Annotated in this window: 28 protein-coding genes; all 28 read left to right on the top strand. The window is 29.1% G+C overall.

Annotation, left to right across the window (positions count from 1 at the left end):
- The first annotated feature begins 6 nt into the window (after nucleotides 1-6).
- The 28 genes from rpsJ (at nucleotide 7) to HL033_RS03585 (ending at nucleotide 18,410) form a co-directional block, all read left to right on the top strand.
- A complete protein-coding gene (gene rpsJ / locus HL033_RS03450; RefSeq protein ID WP_218193900.1) occupies nucleotides 7-336 on the top strand; it encodes a 30S ribosomal protein S10 in 330 nt (109 codons plus the stop codon).
- Nucleotides 329-988, top strand: coding sequence for a 50S ribosomal protein L3 (rplC, locus tag HL033_RS03455; protein WP_218193901.1), 660 nt, complete (start codon nucleotides 329-331; stop codon nucleotides 986-988). Before rpsJ ends, rplC begins: the two co-directional genes overlap by 8 nt.
- A 43-nt stretch (nucleotides 989-1,031) precedes the next feature.
- Nucleotides 1,032-1,652, top strand: coding sequence for a 50S ribosomal protein L4 (gene rplD / locus HL033_RS03460; RefSeq protein ID WP_218193902.1), 621 nt, complete (start codon nucleotides 1,032-1,034; stop codon nucleotides 1,650-1,652).
- On the top strand, nucleotides 1,649-1,939 hold the full coding sequence (locus tag HL033_RS03465; protein ID WP_218193903.1) for a 50S ribosomal protein L23: 291 nt from the start codon (nucleotides 1,649-1,651) through the stop codon (nucleotides 1,937-1,939). Before rplD ends, HL033_RS03465 begins: the two co-directional genes overlap by 4 nt.
- 5 nt (nucleotides 1,940-1,944) lie before the next feature.
- Nucleotides 1,945-2,775: a 50S ribosomal protein L2 gene (gene rplB / locus HL033_RS03470; RefSeq protein WP_218193904.1), complete on the top strand. Its 831-nt coding sequence runs from the start codon at nucleotides 1,945-1,947 to the stop codon at nucleotides 2,773-2,775.
- 7 nt (nucleotides 2,776-2,782) lie between these two features.
- Nucleotides 2,783-3,067: a 30S ribosomal protein S19 gene (rpsS, locus tag HL033_RS03475; RefSeq protein WP_218193905.1), complete on the top strand. Its 285-nt coding sequence runs from the start codon at nucleotides 2,783-2,785 to the stop codon at nucleotides 3,065-3,067.
- A 5-nt stretch (nucleotides 3,068-3,072) separates the two neighbouring features.
- Nucleotides 3,073-3,417, top strand: coding sequence for a 50S ribosomal protein L22 (gene rplV, locus HL033_RS03480; RefSeq protein ID WP_218193906.1), 345 nt, complete (start codon nucleotides 3,073-3,075; stop codon nucleotides 3,415-3,417).
- Between the two features lie 4 nt (nucleotides 3,418-3,421).
- Nucleotides 3,422-4,057, top strand: coding sequence for a 30S ribosomal protein S3 (gene rpsC / locus HL033_RS03485; protein ID WP_218193907.1), 636 nt, complete (start codon nucleotides 3,422-3,424; stop codon nucleotides 4,055-4,057).
- 18 nt (nucleotides 4,058-4,075) lie between these two features.
- Nucleotides 4,076-4,486, top strand: coding sequence for a 50S ribosomal protein L16 (gene rplP, locus HL033_RS03490; protein WP_218193908.1), 411 nt, complete (start codon nucleotides 4,076-4,078; stop codon nucleotides 4,484-4,486).
- A 9-nt stretch (nucleotides 4,487-4,495) separates the two neighbouring features.
- Nucleotides 4,496-4,699, top strand: a complete 204-nt coding sequence (gene rpmC, locus HL033_RS03495) for a 50S ribosomal protein L29 (protein ID WP_218193909.1) — start codon at nucleotides 4,496-4,498, stop codon at nucleotides 4,697-4,699.
- Nucleotides 4,692-4,919: a 30S ribosomal protein S17 gene (rpsQ, locus tag HL033_RS03500; RefSeq protein ID WP_218193910.1), complete on the top strand. Its 228-nt coding sequence runs from the start codon at nucleotides 4,692-4,694 to the stop codon at nucleotides 4,917-4,919. Before rpmC ends, rpsQ begins: the two co-directional genes overlap by 8 nt.
- A gap of 11 nt (nucleotides 4,920-4,930) precedes the next feature.
- Complete coding sequence (gene rplN, locus HL033_RS03505; RefSeq protein ID WP_218193911.1) at nucleotides 4,931-5,290, top strand: 50S ribosomal protein L14; 360 nt, start codon at nucleotides 4,931-4,933, stop codon at nucleotides 5,288-5,290.
- On the top strand, nucleotides 5,290-5,616 hold the full coding sequence (gene rplX / locus HL033_RS03510; protein ID WP_410522094.1) for a 50S ribosomal protein L24: 327 nt from the start codon (nucleotides 5,290-5,292) through the stop codon (nucleotides 5,614-5,616). Before rplN ends, rplX begins: the two co-directional genes overlap by 1 nt.
- 8 nt (nucleotides 5,617-5,624) lie before the next feature.
- Nucleotides 5,625-6,158 (top strand): 50S ribosomal protein L5, encoded by a 534-nt coding sequence (rplE, locus tag HL033_RS03515; RefSeq protein ID WP_218193912.1) that lies wholly within the window; start codon nucleotides 5,625-5,627, stop codon nucleotides 6,156-6,158.
- 9 nt (nucleotides 6,159-6,167) lie between these two features.
- Complete coding sequence (rpsN, locus tag HL033_RS03520; RefSeq protein ID WP_218193913.1) at nucleotides 6,168-6,473, top strand: 30S ribosomal protein S14; 306 nt, start codon at nucleotides 6,168-6,170, stop codon at nucleotides 6,471-6,473.
- A 19-nt stretch (nucleotides 6,474-6,492) separates the two neighbouring features.
- Nucleotides 6,493-6,891, top strand: coding sequence for a 30S ribosomal protein S8 (gene rpsH, locus HL033_RS03525; RefSeq protein WP_218193914.1), 399 nt, complete (start codon nucleotides 6,493-6,495; stop codon nucleotides 6,889-6,891).
- Between the two features lie 12 nt (nucleotides 6,892-6,903).
- Nucleotides 6,904-7,443 (top strand): 50S ribosomal protein L6, encoded by a 540-nt coding sequence (gene rplF, locus HL033_RS03530; protein ID WP_218193915.1) that lies wholly within the window; start codon nucleotides 6,904-6,906, stop codon nucleotides 7,441-7,443.
- A 16-nt stretch (nucleotides 7,444-7,459) separates the two neighbouring features.
- The gene (locus tag HL033_RS03535; RefSeq protein ID WP_218193916.1) at nucleotides 7,460-7,825 is read left to right on the top strand and encodes a 50S ribosomal protein L18; all 366 of its coding nucleotides are present in this window, start codon (nucleotides 7,460-7,462) and stop codon (nucleotides 7,823-7,825) included.
- Nucleotides 7,826-7,836: 11 nt separating this feature from the next.
- Entirely contained in the window at nucleotides 7,837-8,361 is a 525-nt protein-coding gene (rpsE, locus tag HL033_RS03540; RefSeq protein ID WP_218193917.1) for a 30S ribosomal protein S5, read from the top strand.
- Between the two features lie 23 nt (nucleotides 8,362-8,384).
- A complete protein-coding gene (gene rplO / locus HL033_RS03545; RefSeq protein ID WP_410522095.1) occupies nucleotides 8,385-8,825 on the top strand; it encodes a 50S ribosomal protein L15 in 441 nt (146 codons plus the stop codon).
- 14 nt (nucleotides 8,826-8,839) lie between these two features.
- On the top strand, nucleotides 8,840-10,144 hold the full coding sequence (gene secY, locus HL033_RS03550) for a preprotein translocase subunit SecY (RefSeq protein ID WP_218193919.1): 1,305 nt from the start codon (nucleotides 8,840-8,842) through the stop codon (nucleotides 10,142-10,144).
- Between the two features lie 8 nt (nucleotides 10,145-10,152).
- On the top strand, nucleotides 10,153-10,797 hold the full coding sequence (locus tag HL033_RS03555; protein ID WP_218193920.1) for an adenylate kinase family protein: 645 nt from the start codon (nucleotides 10,153-10,155) through the stop codon (nucleotides 10,795-10,797).
- Nucleotides 10,798-10,856: 59 nt separating this feature from the next.
- Nucleotides 10,857-11,228, top strand: a complete 372-nt coding sequence (gene rpsM, locus HL033_RS03560; protein WP_218193921.1) for a 30S ribosomal protein S13 — start codon at nucleotides 10,857-10,859, stop codon at nucleotides 11,226-11,228.
- A 15-nt stretch (nucleotides 11,229-11,243) separates the two neighbouring features.
- Nucleotides 11,244-11,621 carry a 30S ribosomal protein S11 gene (rpsK, locus tag HL033_RS03565; RefSeq protein ID WP_218193922.1) on the top strand — a complete coding sequence of 126 codons (378 nt, stop codon included), beginning with the start codon at nucleotides 11,244-11,246 and terminating at the stop codon, nucleotides 11,619-11,621.
- A 116-nt stretch (nucleotides 11,622-11,737) separates the two neighbouring features.
- Complete coding sequence (locus HL033_RS03570) at nucleotides 11,738-12,772, top strand: DNA-directed RNA polymerase subunit alpha (RefSeq protein WP_218194521.1); 1,035 nt, start codon at nucleotides 11,738-11,740, stop codon at nucleotides 12,770-12,772.
- 10 nt (nucleotides 12,773-12,782) lie between these two features.
- On the top strand, nucleotides 12,783-13,178 hold the full coding sequence (gene rplQ / locus HL033_RS03575; RefSeq protein WP_218193923.1) for a 50S ribosomal protein L17: 396 nt from the start codon (nucleotides 12,783-12,785) through the stop codon (nucleotides 13,176-13,178).
- Between the two features lie 11 nt (nucleotides 13,179-13,189).
- The gene (gene pheT, locus HL033_RS03580) at nucleotides 13,190-15,556 is read left to right on the top strand and encodes a phenylalanine--tRNA ligase subunit beta (RefSeq protein ID WP_218193924.1); all 2,367 of its coding nucleotides are present in this window, start codon (nucleotides 13,190-13,192) and stop codon (nucleotides 15,554-15,556) included.
- An 808-nt stretch (nucleotides 15,557-16,364) separates the two neighbouring features.
- Nucleotides 16,365-18,410, top strand: coding sequence for a ComEC/Rec2 family competence protein (locus tag HL033_RS03585; RefSeq protein WP_218193925.1), 2,046 nt, complete (start codon nucleotides 16,365-16,367; stop codon nucleotides 18,408-18,410).
- The last annotated feature ends 117 nt before the right edge of the window (nucleotides 18,411-18,527 follow it).

The raw sequence follows: 18,527 nt of genomic DNA on the forward strand, positions 1-18,527 counted from the left end.
AATTTTATGGTAACGCAGAAGATATATATTGAATTAAGAGCATTTGATCACTGTTTATTAGATAGGTCTGCACGTAGTATAATTTTGACTGTAAAAAGAAGCGGTGCTCGTGTAAATGGTCCAATTTTTTTTCCTAGGAAAATTATGAAATTCATAGTTAATCGTTCTACTCATGTTGATAAAAAATCAAGAGAGCAATTTGAAATTAGAAGTCATAAGCGGTTAATTAGTTTGCCTAAAGCAAATTCTACGATTCTTCAGGCTTTAATGAGTTTACAATTACCTGCTGGTGTTGATGTTAAGGTGAAGGTTATAGGAGGAAGTAGTAATGGCTAAAAGGGTTGGATTGTTGATGAAAAAGGTGGGAGTTACTGCTATTTTTAATTCTGAAGGTAAGAGAGTGCCTGTAACGTTATTATATCTCGATGATTCCTATATTGTAGAATTAAAAAATGATAAGACTCATGGATATAATGCGGTTGTATTAGGTGTTGCTTCTTCTGTTCGCATTAATAAACCTCAAGTAAAATACTTGGAAAAAAATAATATTAATGTTAATTGTAAGTTATTCGAATCTAGAGTTGATAGTTTAGAAAATATACAGCAGGGATCTAAGATATTTGTGAATCATTTTATGAAAGGTCAGTATGTAGATATTACTGGTAATTCTATAGGTAAGGGATTTGCTGGTGTGATGAAGAGGCATAATTTTAAGGGATTGAGAGCTTCTCATGGTGTATCTATATCACATCGTTCTGCTGGGTCTACTGGGCAATGTCAAGATCCTGGTAGGGTTTTTAAGGGTAAAAAGATGGCAGGCCGCTTAGGTAATACTAAAGTCACAATTCAGAATATTGAGGTTCTTGACGTAAATTGTGAAAAGTCTTTATTAATTGTAAAAGGCAATAGTATTCCTGGAGTAGTAAATTCTTATGTTTTTGTAAAAGATGCTGTTAAGTATCATGCATTAAGTAATGCTGTTTCTTGAGTGGGTATGATATTGTAATTCTAGATAATACATGAGATGATATATGGAAGTTAATATAGTTAATCTACATAATGAAAATAAGGGAGTTATAGAATTGAATCCTTTAATATTTAATGTAGATCATAGGTATGATATATTGCAAATGGTAGTAAATTGGCAATTATCTAAAAAACGTTTTGGTAATCATAAAACAAAAGGTATAAGTGATATTTCTGGTACTACAGCTAAGCCTTATAAGCAAAAGCATACTGGCAAAGCGAGACAAGGTAGTTTGCGTAGTCCTCAATTTAGAGGTGGTGCTGTAATATTTGGTCCAGTAGTAAGGGATTATTCATATTCCTTAAATAAAAAAGTACGGTGTTTAGGGTTGAAATCTGCTTTATCTTTAAAAAAATCTTGTAATAAGTTATTGATTTTAGATAATGTTGATGTTAATTTAAAGAAAACAGTGGAACTATTAAGGCTTTTTAACAATTTTAATGGATATAAGTCCTTTCTAGTTATTGCAGAAGGTTATAGTGAAGAGATTAGTTTTGCATGTAGTAATATATATAATATTAATTTATTAAAGCAAATTGGTATAAATGTTTTGGATTTATTGCGACATGATTGTGTGATGTTAACTGTAGGTGCTGTTAAGTATTTAGAAGGTAGATTGCTGTGATTAATTATTTTTCTATTATTAAATCACCTATTGTTACAGAAAAGATAGCATTACTGGGTGAGAAATTTAATAAGTATGCATTATATGTTGATATGCATTCTAGTAAATCTCAAATTAAAAGAGCTATAAAGCTTACATTTGGGGTTGATGTAGTGAATATTACTTCGTTAAGATTAAAAGGTAAGAAAAAGCGTTGTAAAGGTATTTATGGTAAGAGAAGAGACAGAAAAAAGGTTTATTTTTCTTTATTGGAAGGTCAGGATTTTAAGAATTTGGAGATAAAATAGTAAAAATGGGTATTAAAATTTTAAATGCAGTTACTTCATCCTCGCGTGGTACTGTTTTATTGGATAAAAAGTTTTTGTGGCAAGGTAAGCCTGAAAAATCTTTGGTGGTACGTAAACCTTCTCATGGTGGAAGGAATGCAAGAGGAGTTATTACTGTGCGCCATAAAGGTGGAAGGCAGAAGATTCTTTATAGAATAGTTGATTTTAAAAGAAAGAAAATTGGTATATCTGCAGTTGTTGAAAGATTAGAATATGATCCTAATCGTACAGCTTTTTTAGCTTTTATAATATATAGTGATGGGGATAAGTCTTATATTATTGCGCCTCATGGATTGAAAGTTGGTGATACTGTAGTATCTGGAGATGATTCTGATATTTTATTAGGGAATTGTTTATCGTTAAAATATATACCTACTGGTGTACTTGTTCATAATGTAGAATTATATCCAGGCAATGGAGGAATTATTGCTAGGGCTGCTGGTAGTTATGCTCAGATTATGGGTAAGGACGGGCCATATGTGTTGTTAAGATTAAGTTCTGGTGAATTGAGAAAAGTTTTGGCAACATGTAAAGCTACTATAGGTGTAGTGTCTAATGGTGATAATCAAAATGTAAAATTAGGCAAAGCTGGTAGAAGTAGATGGTTAGGAATCAGGCCTACTGTTCGAGGGGTTGCAATGAATCCTATAGATCATCCTCATGGTGGTGGAGAAGGAAAGACTTCTGGTGGTAGAAATCCTGTGACTCCGTGGGGTGTTTCTACAAAGGGTAAAAAAACAAGAAAGAAAAATAAATTAAGTAATAAGTATATTAAGCATTCATCTGCTAAAAGGTAAAAAATTTATGTCTAGATCTGTTACAAAGCCTCCTTTTTGTGCACCGCATGTTTTGCGGCTAGTTGATAAGGCTATTGCAAATAATAAAACTAATGCTATTATAAACATTCATTCCAGGTCTTCTGTTATTTTAAATAAGTTCATAGGGTTTACTTTTGGAGTATATAATGGTAAGAGTTATGTGCCTGTAAAAGTTATAGATAATATGGTGGGGCATAAGTTTGGTGAGTTTTCTCCTACAAGGCGTTATTTAGGTCATGTAAGTGATAAAAAAGTATCTAAAAGGAAGTAAATATTATGAATGATAATGTGTTAATTGCTAAAGGAATAGGGCTAAAGTCTACGCCTAGCAAGTTGGCATTAGTTGCTAATTTAATTAGAGGTAAAGATGTAGGTGTAGCGTTAATGTATTTAGCATTTTGTAGAAAAAAGGCTGCAGGGATGATTGCAAAAGTTTTAAAATCAGCAGTTGCTAATGCTCAATATAATTATAATATTGATATAGATAATCTTTATATAAGAGAAGTATTAGTGGGAAAAGCTTTTTCTTTACGTAGGGTTCATGCGAGAGCGCGTGGTAAAGCATGTAGAGTAAATAAATGTTATGGTAATGTTGTTATAAAATTGTTAAAAAGGATGTAGTGATATGGGACAAAAGTCTAATCCTATTGGATTGAGGTTAAAAATAGTTAATACTTGGGATTCATTATGGTATGCTAATAAGGATTATGCTTTAAAATTACATGAGGATTTTTTATTACGTAATTTTATTAAGAAGATTTTTTATCATGCTGCTATTAGTAAAATTGTAATTGCAAGAAAGGTTGATGTAATTATTATTAATATACATTCTGCAAAACCTGGTGTAATAATAGGAAAAAAAGGTGTTGATATTGATAAGGTAAAGCAAAAAATTACTCAGATGATTCATAATAATGTTGAATTGCATATAGTTGAAATTAAGAAACCGGAGATGAAAGCAGTGTTAATTGCTGAAAGTATTACGCAGCAATTAGAGAAAAGGATTTCTTTTAGGAGAGCAATGAAAAGGGGAGTACAAAATTGCTTAAAATTAGGTGCAAAAGGTATTAAAGTAAGTTGTGCTGGAAGATTGGGTGGTGCTGAGATTGCTAGAACTGAATGGTATAAGGAAGGTAGTGTGCCATTGCATACTTTTAGAGCTAATATAGATTATGGTTTTGCAGAAGCAAAAACTATTTATGGTATTGTTGGTGTAAAAGTATGGGTTTATGTTGGTGATGCTAGATCTAGTATTGAATGATATTGTGAGAGAGTTATTATGTTTGTGCCAAAGAGAACTAAGTATAAAAAGAGTTTTAAGGGACGTATTAGTGGTGATACCAAGGCAGGTTATAGTTTAGCTTTTGGGTCTTATGGATTGAAGGCTTTAGAGCCTGTGAGATTAACATCCAAGCAAATTGAGTCAGCTAGACGTAATATTGCTAGAACTTTAAAACGTGTAGGAAAGATTTGGATAAGAGTTTTTTGTCATATTCCTGTAAGTAAAAAGCCTATGGATGTACGTATGGGAAAAGGGAAAGGTAGTGTTGAGGTATGGGTGTGTAAAGTTAAGCCTGGAAAAATTTTATTTGAAGTTAGTGGTGTTTCATTAAATTTAGCTAAGGAGGCTTTACAAAAGGCTCAATCTAAATTGCCAATGAAATGTAAGTTTATTGATAATAAGTTCTAGGGTTATATGATGAATGATATGCATGAAATAAGTAGTAGATCTCTTGAAGAGTTACATGATATGTTGCTTTCTTTACGAAAAGAATTAGTTAAGAATGTTTTTAATCGTAAATTGGATAAATCTACTGATAATTCTCATGGTAGCTCTATTAAAAAGAAAATTGCACGAGTACTTACTGAGTTAAATTGGAGGAAGAAAGGAAATAATGTCTAAAAGAATTTTAACAGGTATTGTTGTCGGGAAAAAATGTGATAAAACCGTCAAGGTGTCAGTTTTTAATATGGTGTATCACAAAGTATACAAAAAAGTTATGAAAAAATGTAAAACTTACATTGTACATGATGAAATCAATAAGTATAAATGTGGCGATACAGTAACAATAAGAGAGCATATGCCTATCTCTGCTATGAAGAGATGGACAGTAGTAAATTAAGTGGTTGTTTTATGATACAAAAGAATACATTATTGGATGTTGCAGATAATTCAGGTGCTCGCAAGGTATTATGCATAGGGTTATTAGGTGGTAAAAAATCATCATCAGTAGGGGATGTAATTGTAGTTTCAGTTAAGGCTATCAATCCTAGAGGTAAAGTTGCAAAAGGTAAGATTTATAAAGCTGTCATTGTGAGAACTAAAGGTCCTATACGTAAATTTGATGGTACTATAATGAGATTTTCAAGTAATGCTGTAGTATTAATTAATGATCAAGGTGATCCAATGGGTACTAGAGTTTTTGGTCCAATTAAAAAATTACCTTTTGGCTTATTTTCAAAGGTTATGTCTTTAGCTGTGGAGGTATTATAATGAGTAAAATTATAAGTGGAGATGATGTTATTGTTTTAACTGGAAAAGATAAAGGAAAGATTGGTAAAGTAATAAAAGTGATTAAGAAGAATACTGCACGACAGAAGCGCTATTTTCTTATAGTATCGGGGGTAAACATATGTAAAAAGAGTACTAAAGCTACGCAGAGTAGTAAGGGGGGGATTATTAGTATTGAAAGGATGATAGATATTTCAAATGTTGCGTTTTTTGATTCTAAGACTAGTACTCAAACAAAAATAGGATATAAGTTTATTGATAATAAGAAAGTGCGTATTGCTAAAAGTTCAGGAAGAGTTATAGGTTAGGAATTTATATGTTAAAAGATTTATATAAAAGCCATATAGTAAGTTCTCTTAAAAGTAAACTTAATTATAGTAATATTATGCAGGTGCCAAAAATTGTTAAAGTATGTTTAAATATGGGTTTGGGGGTAAAAGCTACTGATAGTAAATTTATTAATTCTTGTGTACATGATTTATCTTTAATTGCAGCACAAAAGCCTGTAATAACTTATGCAAGAAAGTCTATAGCTGGATTTAAAATTCGTCAAGGGTTTGCTATAGGATGTAAGGTTACTTTGCGTAGTAATAGAATGTATGAGTTTCTAGAGAGATTGATATATATAGTATTACCTCGTGAACAAGATTTTAAAGGTTTATCAGTTGCGCAATTTGATGGATGTGGTAATATATCCTTTGGAATCAAGGAGCATATTTCTTTTCTAGAAATTGATTATGATAAAATAGAAAAGGTTCTTGGGTTAGATGTTAGTATTGTGACAAGTGCAGCAAATGATTTTGATGCTAAGTTATTGTTGATGGAATTTGGTTTTCCATTTATTAATTAAAGGAGAGATATGTCTAAGAAGTCTATAATACAAAGGAATAATAAGCGTATAAATATTTGTAATAGTTTGCAAGCTAAAAGAAAGCAGTTAAAAGCTGTAATAAAGGATCAATCTCTACCTATGAATGAAAGGTTTTTAGCGCAAATTAAGCTTTCAAAATTACCAAGGGATTCTTCTTATATTAGAATAAGAAATAGATGTTTAATTACTGGTAGGCCTAGAGGTTATTATAGAAAATTTAAGGTTTCACGTATTGTATTACGTCAGTTAGGTGCAATAGGACAAATACCTGGATTGACAAAATCAAGCTGGTAAAAAGAGGGAGTTATATAGTATGTCATTATCTGATCCTATTGCTAATTTTTTGACAATTATACGTAATGGTCAAATGGCTATGAATAAAGTGGTGGTAGTGCCTTATTCTAGTGTTATTTTAGCAATATTAAAAATGTTATTATCAGAGGGTTATATAGAGGAATTTACTGAAGAATATAAGACTTCTAAGATAAAGTTTTTCAAAGTGAGATTAAAGTATTTTAATTATGTGCCTGTAATTAAAAAGATTATTAGAATTTCAAAGCCAGGTAAGAGAGTATATTTTTCAGCTAAAAAAATGCCTAAATTTTACAATGGATTAGGTATATATATAATTTCTACTTCTAGGGGAATAATGTTAGATTATCATGCTCGTAAGCTTGGTATAGGTGGGGAAGTTTTATGTGGTGTTTTTTAGAGAGTTATTAAAATGTCTAGAATTGGTAGTATGCCTATAGTGATTCCGCAAAATGTATCTGTAGAAGTATCAGGAAATAATGTTACTATAAGTAATAGTAAAGGAAGTTCTAATTTTATTTTAAATTATGGAATTACATGTAATATTCAAGATAATAAGCTATTTTTGATTAATAATGACAAATTTGCTAAAGCAAAAGCTATGTGGGGCACATATAGAAGTTGTATAAATAATTTAATTCAAGGCTATGGTCAAGAATTTTGTATTGAATTAGAAGTTAAGGGTGTTGGTTATAAAATTGAAAATTATGATACCAAGTCTTTATTGATATCTTTGGGATATAGTCATAGCATTATATATTTAATACCTAATGATATTGATGTTAAGTGTATAAAGTCAACACAGGTGCTTATTAAGGGAATTAATAAGGAGAAGGTAAGTATGCTAGCATCTGAGATATGTTCATTAAGAAAGTATAATGTATATAAAGGTAAAGGTGTTTTTATAAAAGGCAAAGTTATGCTAAAAAAAGAAATCAATAAGAAAAAATAATTTTATAGGTGAGAGGATGTTATCTGATGTTAGAAGAGCACAAAAGCGTAAGCAGCGTGTAAGAATAAAATTAAAGAAAAATTTGTCAAGATTGCGGTTGTCTGTTTTTAAATCAAATAGACATTTTTATGTTCAGTTAATAAATGATAAAGAAAGTAAAACGGTAGTTTCTGCTTCAACATTGGAACCAAGTGTTTTATCTATAGCAAAAAGAAAGGTAAATACAGATTCAGTGAAAATTGTTGCAGCGTTGATTGCTGAACGTTTAAGAGATTTAGATCCTTGTTATCAAGAATTTGTTTTTGATAAGGGACCTTATCGTTATATAGGTGTGTTGTCTGTGTTTGCAAGTGAATTAAGGAATTTAGGTTTTAAATTTTAGGTATTATATTTATGGATGTTGCTAAAAAATCTCGTAATACGCATAATTTTCATGATTTTTCTGAGTTATTAGTATCAGTTAGAAGGGTTGCTAAAGTTGTAAAGGGTGGTCGTAGGTTTTCCTTCTCGGTTTTAGTAGTTGTTGGTGATGAAAAAGGCAGAGTTGGTTGCGGCATGGGAAAGCATGCTGAAGTTGCTGAAGCAAAAGTAAAAGCAGTAAATGCTGCAAGAAAGAACATGATAAGGGTACATTTGAGGGAATCAAGAACTTTACATCATGATGTAAAGGCTAAATTTTGTGCTAGTAAGGTGATATTAAGATCTGCAAAAGTAGGTACTGGAATTATAGCTGGAGGATCTGTTAGATTGATTTTTGAGGTTTTAGGTGTGCAGGATGTTGTAGCTAAGTCTATAGGTTCTTCTAATCCTCATAATGTAATTTATGCTGTTTTTACTGCTTTTAAAAATATGCTATCTCCAAAGCAAGTAGCAAGTAAGAGAAATAGAAAAATAGTTGAAATTATCGAAAATAGATAAAAACTTAATAATTGGTATTAATTATGAAATTAAATAATATGTTTGCAGGTCTTTCTCGAAAAAAGAAAGCAAAGGTTTTAGGTAGAGGTATAGGATGTGGAAAAGGTAAAACTTCTGGTAAAGGACATAAAGGTCAAAAAGCAAGATCTGGAAGTTCTATCAATGGATTTGAAGGTGGGCAGCAGTCTATATTTACGAGATTGCCTAAAAGGGGATTTAGATCATTATCTAAATTAAAATATAAGGTTATAAATTTGTTTATTATCCAAGAATTGATAGATAAGGGAAAAATTAATAATATTTCTAATATTACAAAGGAGTTATTGTATGATTTAAAAGTGATATCTTCTATAAATGATAAAGTTAAAGTTCTTGGTAAGGGCCAATTAAACAGTCAGGTAAGAATGGATTATGATTATATATCAAAATCAGCTGCAAAATATATTTTGCCTATTAATATGTAAATAAAGATAATTTTATGTTGAATGAAAACTCATGGAATAAGGATGGCTTATTAAGCAAGTTATGGTTTACTTTAATGGCTCTGATTGTATACAGGTTAGGTACTTATATTCCAATTCCTGGTGTTAATCCTGATGTTATTGAAGGTATTGTACGTGAGCATTCTGTTGGAGTTTTGGGTATATTTAATTTATTTTCTGGTGGCGCTTTAGGAAGAATGACAATTTTTGCATTAAATGTTATGCCATATATAATATCTTCAATTATTATTCAATTATTTTCTGTTACAATCCCTAAGTTAAATGAAATGAGGCAGGATGGTGAATTAGGAAGAACAAAGATAAATTCCTATACAAGATACCTGATGATTGTTTTTTGTTTAGTGCAAGGATTAGTAATTTTGCTTGGATTAGAAAAAATGAATACAGAAGCAATGACTGTTGTGATAAATCCTGGTTTGATGTTTCGTGTGGTTGGTGTAGGTAGCCTACTAGGTGGAACTATGTTTTTGTTGTGGCTAGGTGAAAAAATTAATTCAAAAGGAATTGGTAATGGAATTTCTTTGATAATTTTTGTTGGAATAGTATCAGAGTTACCAGGGTCTTTTTCTTCAGTATTTTTATTAGGGAAAAATGGAAATGTGCCGATTTTTATAATCTTATTGATGCTATTAGCATTTGTTTTATTGTTAATTTTAGTTATATTTATTGAGAGATCTTATAGAAAGGTGCTTGTACAATATCCAAAAAGGCAAGTAAAAAATCGGTTGCATCAAGGTAATTCTACTTATATTCCTTTAAAAATTAACATATCTGGTGTTATACCTCCAATTTTTGCTAATGCATTGTTATTATCTCCTATTACTATTGCTAATTTTCATAAGGGCTCTGTATGGTCTGATTTTATTTTAACGTATTTTTCATCTGGAAAAGTGTTATATGTAATTTTCTATGCTTTATTAATAGTTTTTTTTGCATTTTTTTATACATCTTTTGTATTTGATGCAAAGGAAACTTCAGAAATGCTTAAGAAAAATGGTGGATTTATTTTAGGAAAAAGACCTGGAAAAAGTACTTGTGATTATTTTGAATATTTAGTAAAAAGGTTAACAGTTATAGGATCTATGTATTTGTCAGTTATTTGTATTTTGCCTGAGGTATTTAGATATTATCATGCGATATCTTTTACATTAGGTGGTACGAGTTTTTTAATAATGGTAAATGTAATTATTGATACATTCTCGCAAATACAAACGCATATTTATTCTAGTAAGTATAGTGCATTAATTAAGAAATCTGATTTATGGAAAAAAAATAAATGAATATACTTATGTTTGGCCCCCCAGGTTCTGGCAAGGGAACACAGTCTCGTATTTTAGGGCGTTATTTGGAAGATATTTCTGTAATTTCTATGGGTGATTTACTAAGAATTGAAGTTGATGGTAGTACAAAAATTGGAAGGAAAATTCAAAATAATGTTAAAAATGGCAAGCTAGTTAATGATGATGTAGTTTGTGAAGTGTTGATTGGTTGTTTAAAAAAGGTAAAAGGTAGTTTTTTACTGGATGGGTTTCCAAGAAATTTGCAACAAGCTTATTTTTTAACAGATTTTTTAAAAAAGCTTTCTTGTAGCATTGATATAGTTATTCAGTTAGAATTAGATGTTGAGATAGCAAGAAAAAGGTTAATGGGGCGTGTTTTATGTAAAAAGTGCAATCAGGTTTTAAATTTAAGTTTTTTTACGGAGGAGAAGCATGGTAAAGCATTTTGTAGTTATTGTAGTAGTACTGAATTAATTCGTAGATCTGATGACGATGTTAAAGTCATTGAAAATAGAATTGAGAAATATAATTCTGAAGTTTATGGTCTTATGGAATATTACAAGAAGAAGATTGTAAAAATCAATGCAAATAAGTTAATACCTGAAGTTTCTCAGGATATAAAGAGTAAAATAGATTATTTAATAAATAGTTGACGATAATATTTATGTTTGATATACTACAAAGCATTTGTTTAAAGTATAGGGGAATTTAAGTGGCGCGTATAGCTGGAGTTAATATTCCAATAAATAAACGTATAATAATTGCATTAACATACATATATGGTATAGGCTATTCTTTAGCAGATAAAATTTGTAGCAGCTGTAATATTGATAAAAACGCTAAGGTTGTTGACTTGTGTGATGACGATATAATTAAAATTAGGAATTTTATCAGGGCTAATTATGTCGTAGAAGGTGATTTGCGAAAAGAAGTTAATATGAATATTAAGTTTCTAATGGATCTAGGTTGTTATAGAGGTCTTAGACATAGGAAAGGATTGCCAGTTCGTGGCCAGAGAACACATACTAATGCAAAGACGCGCAAGGGCAAGTCTCGTTTGCCAATTGCAGCTAAGAAAAAATAGTTAAGGTATATTTATATGGTTGCTATTAAAAAAAAGAAAAGAAGTGTTGTAGTTGGTAAGGTGCATATTTATGCAACATACAATAATCTTATTGTAACGATTACTGATCAGCAGGGTCATGCTTTAGTTACTGTTTCTGCTGGTGCTTGTAATTTTAAGGGATCTAAAAAATCAACTCCTTATGCAGCTCAAGAGACTGTTAGTAATGCTGTTCGTAGAGTTATTGAGCAAAATGGTATGAAAACAGCTTCAATTCAAGTATCTGGTCCTGGAGCTGGAAGGGAAGCGGCTATTAGAGCAGTGCAAGCATGTAATTTGAATGTTACGTCAATTAAGGATACTACCAGGTTGCCACATAATGGTTGTAAGCTTCCAAAAAGGCGTAGGGTATAGTTTTAGTATTTTTTATGTGAGGTTGTTAAGTGATTTCAGGTGATTACGATTCTACTAAGGAGTTAAGCTCTGGTAAGGTTAATAATTTATACTCTCATGGAAGTGGGTGTGTATCTATTTCAGATCATTGGGATAAGTTAACTAAGCCTTCCTCAATTAAAGTAGTGAGTGATGATAAATGTATTAACAAGGCTGAGTTAGTAATTGAACCTTTAGAAAGTGGCTTTGCTTTAACTTTAGGTAATGCATTAAGGCGTGTTATGATGTCTTCTTTGCGAGGGTTTGCAGTTTATGGTGTTGAAATAAATAATGTATCTCATGAATTTACTTCTATATCTGGAGTAAGGGAGGATGTTACTGATATTATTTTAAATGTTAGTATGTTAAGGGTGAAGTTAGTTGCTTCAGCTAGCAAGGTATTGCATCTAAATGTTAAAGGTCCATGTGAAGTAAGGGCTAGTATGATTTCTGAGACAGCTGACTGTGAAATATTAAATAAGGATTTATTGATTTGTACATTAGATCAAGGTATTGATTTTTGTATGAAGATTTATGTTAATAGCGGAAAGGGATATGTTCATGCTGTAAAGCGTAGGGCAATAAATAAGGTAGATGTTAGTGGTGTTGGAGTGAATTTTATTGCAACTCATGCTTTATATAGTCCAGTTAGAAAGGCTTCTTTTAAAGTTGAAAATAGCCGTATCGGGCAATTTACAGATTATGATCGGCTAATTATGTATGTAGAAACAGATGGTTCGGTGTTGCCAGATGAAGCAGTAGCGTTGTCTGCTAAAATATTGCAAGATCAGTTTCAGTCGTTTATTAATTTTGATGATATTGAGGATACAAAGAAAAAAGTTGATATTGAAGATAATAATCTTCCTTATGATCGTAATTTGCTGCGTAAGGTTGATGAGCTTGAGCTTTCAGTGAGGTCTTATAATTGTTTAAAAAATGATAATATTACTTATATAGGTGATTTAGTGCAGAAAACTGAATCTGATATGCTTAGAACTCCAAATTTTGGTAAAAAGTCCTTAAATGAAATTAATGAGGTTTTGGCAATAATGAATTTACATTTAGGTATGAAAATTCCTAATTGGCCTCCAGAATCTATAGAAAGTCTTAGTAAGCAATATAGTGAAGATTAGGTAAAATGTTATGAAACATCGTATAAAGCATAGAAAATTTTGTCGTACAAGTTCTCATAGGGCATCAATGTTGAGGAATTTATCAATATCTTTATTAAAGCATGAGAGAATTGTTACTACTCTTCCAAAAGCTAAGGATTTGCGTCCCTATGTAGAAAAGTTAATTTCTATAGCTAAAAATTATAAATTTAAAGATAATGTTTATGGACGTAGGCTTTTGGTATCTAAGCTTCACAATTTAGAGATAATTAACAAGCTTATGGATAGTTTAGCTGATCGTTATAAAGATCGTAATGGGGGATATATTAGAATTATTAAGTATGGATTTCGTAAAGGTGATAGTGCTCCTATTGCGATTATAGAGCTTGTTGATAATGTCAAAAAAACTTTAACAATTGCGAATTAAATATACTTTACATGAAATTTGCGTTATCTTGGCTTTTAAAATATCTTGATTCTTTTGATGTAAAATTGCCATTAAATGTAATAGTAGATAAGTTAAATGATATTGGTTTAGAAGTAAAAGTTATCAACAATGCGAGTTTGCAGTATTTTGTTGTTGTAGAAGTATTAGAGATTAATCAGCATCCTGATGCACTTAAGTTGCAAGTGTGTAAAGTCAGTAATGGAAAAGAAATTATCCAGGTAGTTTGTGGTGCTTCTAATTTAAAGATAGGAATGAGGACAGTTTTGGCTTCTATTGGTAGTGTTATTCCTAAAGGTCAGTCTGTCATTGACTATGTAAAACTACGAGGAATAGATAGTTATGGTATGTTATGTTCAAAAGAAGAGCTGAATTTATTAGGTAAAGGAGAAATTAGTGAAGGAATAATAGAATTATCTAATGAATATAATGTTGGAGAAAAGTTCTTTTTATGTGAGCCTATTATAGAAGTAGGTGTAACACCAAATCGTGGAGATTGTTTAGGAATATATGGAATATCTAGAGAATTGTCAGCAGCTCAACTTGGAAAACTGAGACCTATTAATAGTATTAAAATAAGTTCTACAAATAAATCATATATCAAAGTAAATATGCAGGTAAAAGGTATATTTATGGGCAGATATATTAGTGGTATAAAAAATTGTGAAAGTCCAAAATGGCTAAAAGATTATTTAATATCTTCTGGTATTAAGCCTATTTCTTATGTTGTTGATATAACAAATTATGTGATGCTAACTTTTAACAGGCCTCTGCATGTATATGATGCAGATAAAATATACGGTAATAATATTGTTATAAAAAGATCTAATGAAGAGATTGAGAATTTTTGTGCCCTTAATGGTAAATATTATAATTTAAATAAAGATAATATAATAATTACTGATGGTCATAATAATATTCATGGTATTGCAGGGGTTATAGGTTCTGAGTTTAGTAAATGTACTATGGAAACAGAAAATATTTTTTTAGAATCTGCGTGGTTCGATCCAATTGATATTGCGCTTTCTTCAAAGAGGATAAACTTATCAACAGATGCAAGTTATAGATTTGAAAGATTTATTGATCCTAATTTTGTGAAATTTGGTTTAGATTATGCAACTCAGATGATCGTAGAATATTGTGGTGGTATAGTATCAGATTTTGTAGTAGATCAAAATTATCAACATAAAAATATAAGTTTTGTTTGGAATCCACAATCTGTTAAGCAAGTAGGAAATGTTAGCATCGAGGAAAGTAAAATCTTTGAAATATTAATAGATCTTGGTTTTAGTATAGATAAAAGTAAAGGTGATGATAAGTGGGTAGTTACTTCTCCTTCTTGGAGATCAGATATTAATCATTCTTCTGATCTTGTAGAAGAAGTATTAAGAATATATGGATATGATAAAATACAAGAGCAGCCTATTGTAATGTCTCATGTTAATTTTTATTATGATGACTATGATAAATTACGTGTAGTTATGGCTGTAGAAGGGTTAACAGAAGTGTTAACGCTATCGTTTATTAGTAAGTCTATAGCAGAGAAATTTGCTTATAAAGGGTTTAGCATGTTAATTGGTAATCCAATTAATAATAATTTTAATTTGATGAGGCCTTTTATTGTGTCAAATTTATTACAGATAGCAGCAGAAAATCAGTCTTATGGGTGTGATAGTTTATCTATTTTTGAAATAGGAAAAATTTATACTATTGATGGTGAATATCATATAATAAGTGGGTTAAGATATGGAAATAACTTACCACGCAATTTGTATGGTGCAACTAGATATTTTGATTTCTTTGATGCTAAGTCTGATGTTTTATGTATTTTCTTACAATTAGGTATCCAAGCTAATGATTTAGTATTTAAGAATTGTAATAAGTGTTATCTTCATCCTGTAAAATCTGCAAATTTATATTTTCAAGATGTATTTTGTGGATATTTTGGTGAAGTTCATCCTAATTTTGTTGATATGTTTAAAATAAAATATCCTGTAGTTTGTTTTGAAATTTTTTTAGATAAAATACCAAAAGTTAGAAAATTAATTGATAAATTTACAAATAGTAAATACCAAGTTGTGAAACGAGATTTTGCTTTTTTGGTAAGTAAGGATTTAAGGGTACAGGATCTAATAGAAGTAATAAAAGACAGTAATAAGCAGTTAATTAGTGATGTATCAGTATTTGATATTTATAAAGGTAACAATATACCAGAAGATAAAGTTTCAGTGGCTTTGTCAGTTATTTTAACACCGGTGTACTGCACGTTAACGGAACAAGAAATTAAAGATGTATCAAATTGTATTGTCAATTATGTAAAAAGTAGATTAGGTGGAATTTTAAGGTTAGATTATAGTTAAGTGCTTTAATTAGGAAAGAGTTGTTTATATTAATTGTGTATTTATGTTTTAATAAAAAAAATACTACTATATATATACAATGAAGGTTAATGTTTAATAAATTATTAAAGATTGAGCAAAAGTATAACTTGTAGCATTAAATTATTTAATATATAGAAGTAGAATTATTAGTTGGACAGTGAAGATAAAATTAGTGTATATGGGTATCACTTAATTTTTTAGATTAAAAAGTATTGTTTATATTGCTATGTATCAGGAGATTATGAGTATATTTTAGTCAGATTATTATTTGAAAAAGTATATATTGTCGAATTAGTAAAGATGCTATTGTTATTAAAGTAACTACTACTACTATAAAATTTTTAATTTTATTAGGTATTTTCGCTGAAATTAACGTATTTTAGTGTTAAATTTTTGTAGTTAATGATTTATTATTTTATTAATTTTTAATTAAATTACAATGATATTACAATGCAAAATTAAGAGCATCATTAGCTTTATAACAAATTATAATTTTTTATTATTAAGCATTTAAATAAAAAAATTGATATATTTTTAGTTTTTATAAATACTATTACACAATTATATTTTTATATAAAAAGAAGTTTTTATAATTTTTATGCCATTATTTTAAACAATAAAGTGCTTATTAAATTGGATATTGTTTTGCTATAGGATTTTTTATTATTTTTACAAGATAGTATGTTACATTATTTTAATATGAAAGAATAAATTTTTTATAGTTGATTATTTAGTATTTTAGTTAAATATATTAATATTTATTATATATTTCATTAACTAATTTACAATGACATCTCTATACAAAATTAAGAGAATAGTTAATTTTATAGCAGAAAGTTTTGTTATATCAAAGGGTAGTTTTATAATTTTTATACCCTTGTTTCAAGGTATAGGAATATTATTATATTTTTGTTTAAATTACGAGCCAAATAAATACTTCATTGCTGTTTTAATATTTATAGAAGTTGTACTAATTGTATTAATTGTATTACTAAAGCAGCGTTACGTATTTATATTAGTATTTATGTTATTATTTGGGTTTATTGGAATATATTTTCGTGTTATCTATGTTGCTACTGATATTCTTGAGCATAAGGTATATGTTAATTATGTTATTGGTACAATTAAAGAAATGGATTATCAGCCATTACATGTACGTTTATTACTTTGTAACATAGAAAATGTTAGTTATAAAATTGATTGTATTAGACTAGTAGTGCGTACTAAAATAGACAAAACAGTTAAAATCGGAGATAAGGTTTCTTTTTCTGGAGTACTTTATCCACCTTTTATATCAGCTTCAAAGTATGATTATGATTTTTCTAAGGTAGCTTACTTTAGCAATATAAGTGCACTAGGATTTACAACTTCACGGGTAAAGATTTATTTACAACAAAAAAAAATGGTTTTTTCTGATTATATTGAAAGATTAAGAATGAATATTTATTATCGATTATCTAATGGCTTAAAAAAAGATTATTGTGAAATAATGTCAGCATTGTTAATTGGTAAAAGATTAGGAATTAAAAATTCAACAATGATTGATATTAGAAATGCAGGATTATCTCATTTATTTGCTATATCTGGATTACATTTATCTTTTATTGCTGGGTTATTATTTAGAATTGTGAGAAATATATTGGTGCTATCAGAAGTTGTGGCGTTGAAATTTAATATAAAAAAAATAGCATCAGTTATTGGTATTATGTCAAGTTTTATATATTTAGTAATTGCTGGTGCACCTATTTCTGCTCAAAGAGCTTTTGTTATGGTAAGCTTGGTTTTTGTGGGAATTATTATAGATAGGGAGCATAATAGTTTATGTTCTATTGCAATTGCTGCATTTTTAATATTGTTGTTTAAACCAGAATCTTTATTATTTCCAAGTTTTCAAATGTCGTTTATTGCTGTTATGTCATTGGTAGTGAATTGTGATATTTTTAGTAAGATTGCTATGTCTAACAATTTTGCTAATTATTTTTTATCGATAATCTTAAGTTCTTTTATTGTTAGTATTGCAAGTGCTCCATATGTAATATATCATTTTCACTGTTTTTCTATAGGCGGATTATTAGCTAATGTTATAGCAATACCATTAACGACTTTTATTATTATACCATTTGGGGTATTATACTTATTTATTAGTGGATTATCTTTTAAGTTTTTTATTCCTGATATTATAGAAAAATCTGTTAGTATAGTTCTATTTATAGCAAATTATATATCTAATATTAAAGTACTTATAATAAATTGTCATAGTTTTTCGCCAAGTGCAATTCTTATTATAACTTGTGGTATTATATTTTTATGTTTATGGAAAAGTAGAATTAGGTTATATGGAATAGTATTTATTGTATTAGGAGCTTTGATTGGTATATATTATAATACTCCTGATCTACTTTTTACAAGTAATGATATTGTTGTTAAGGAAGGTGATGGAAAGTTATATTCTATTTTTAGAAATCATAATATAAAAAGTTTTATAAGTTTGTCATGGTCAAGGCAAAATGGTCAAGTTAAAATATATAAAAAAAATTATGTGGGAAAAAATAAAAGATTGTTTTGTGAGCATAATCGAGGTTGTATTTATATAAAGTTTGAGAAAAAAATTTTAATTGCTAATAATGCAAATTATATTTTAGATTATTGTAATAATGTGGATTTTATAATACAAATTTCTGATTTTGTGTATCCTAATGAATGTAATACTAAATATATTAGTAATAAAAAATTACAAGAATATGGTGTACATTATGTATGGGTTGATAAATCTAATATAAAAATTGACAATTCATATGATCATAGACCATGGCATAACATTGTACATTCGTAAGAAGTATTGTATTATTTTTAATAAATGAGCATTTATTGATGTCATTATATAAGATTTTTTCAAGTAGGTTAAATTTATTAGTGCATACAGATTTGGATTAAAAGATTTATTATTGTT

This window comes from Neoehrlichia mikurensis, from assembly GCF_019186785.1.
GTDB classification, from domain to species: Bacteria; Pseudomonadota; Alphaproteobacteria; order Rickettsiales; family Anaplasmataceae; genus Neoehrlichia; species Neoehrlichia mikurensis.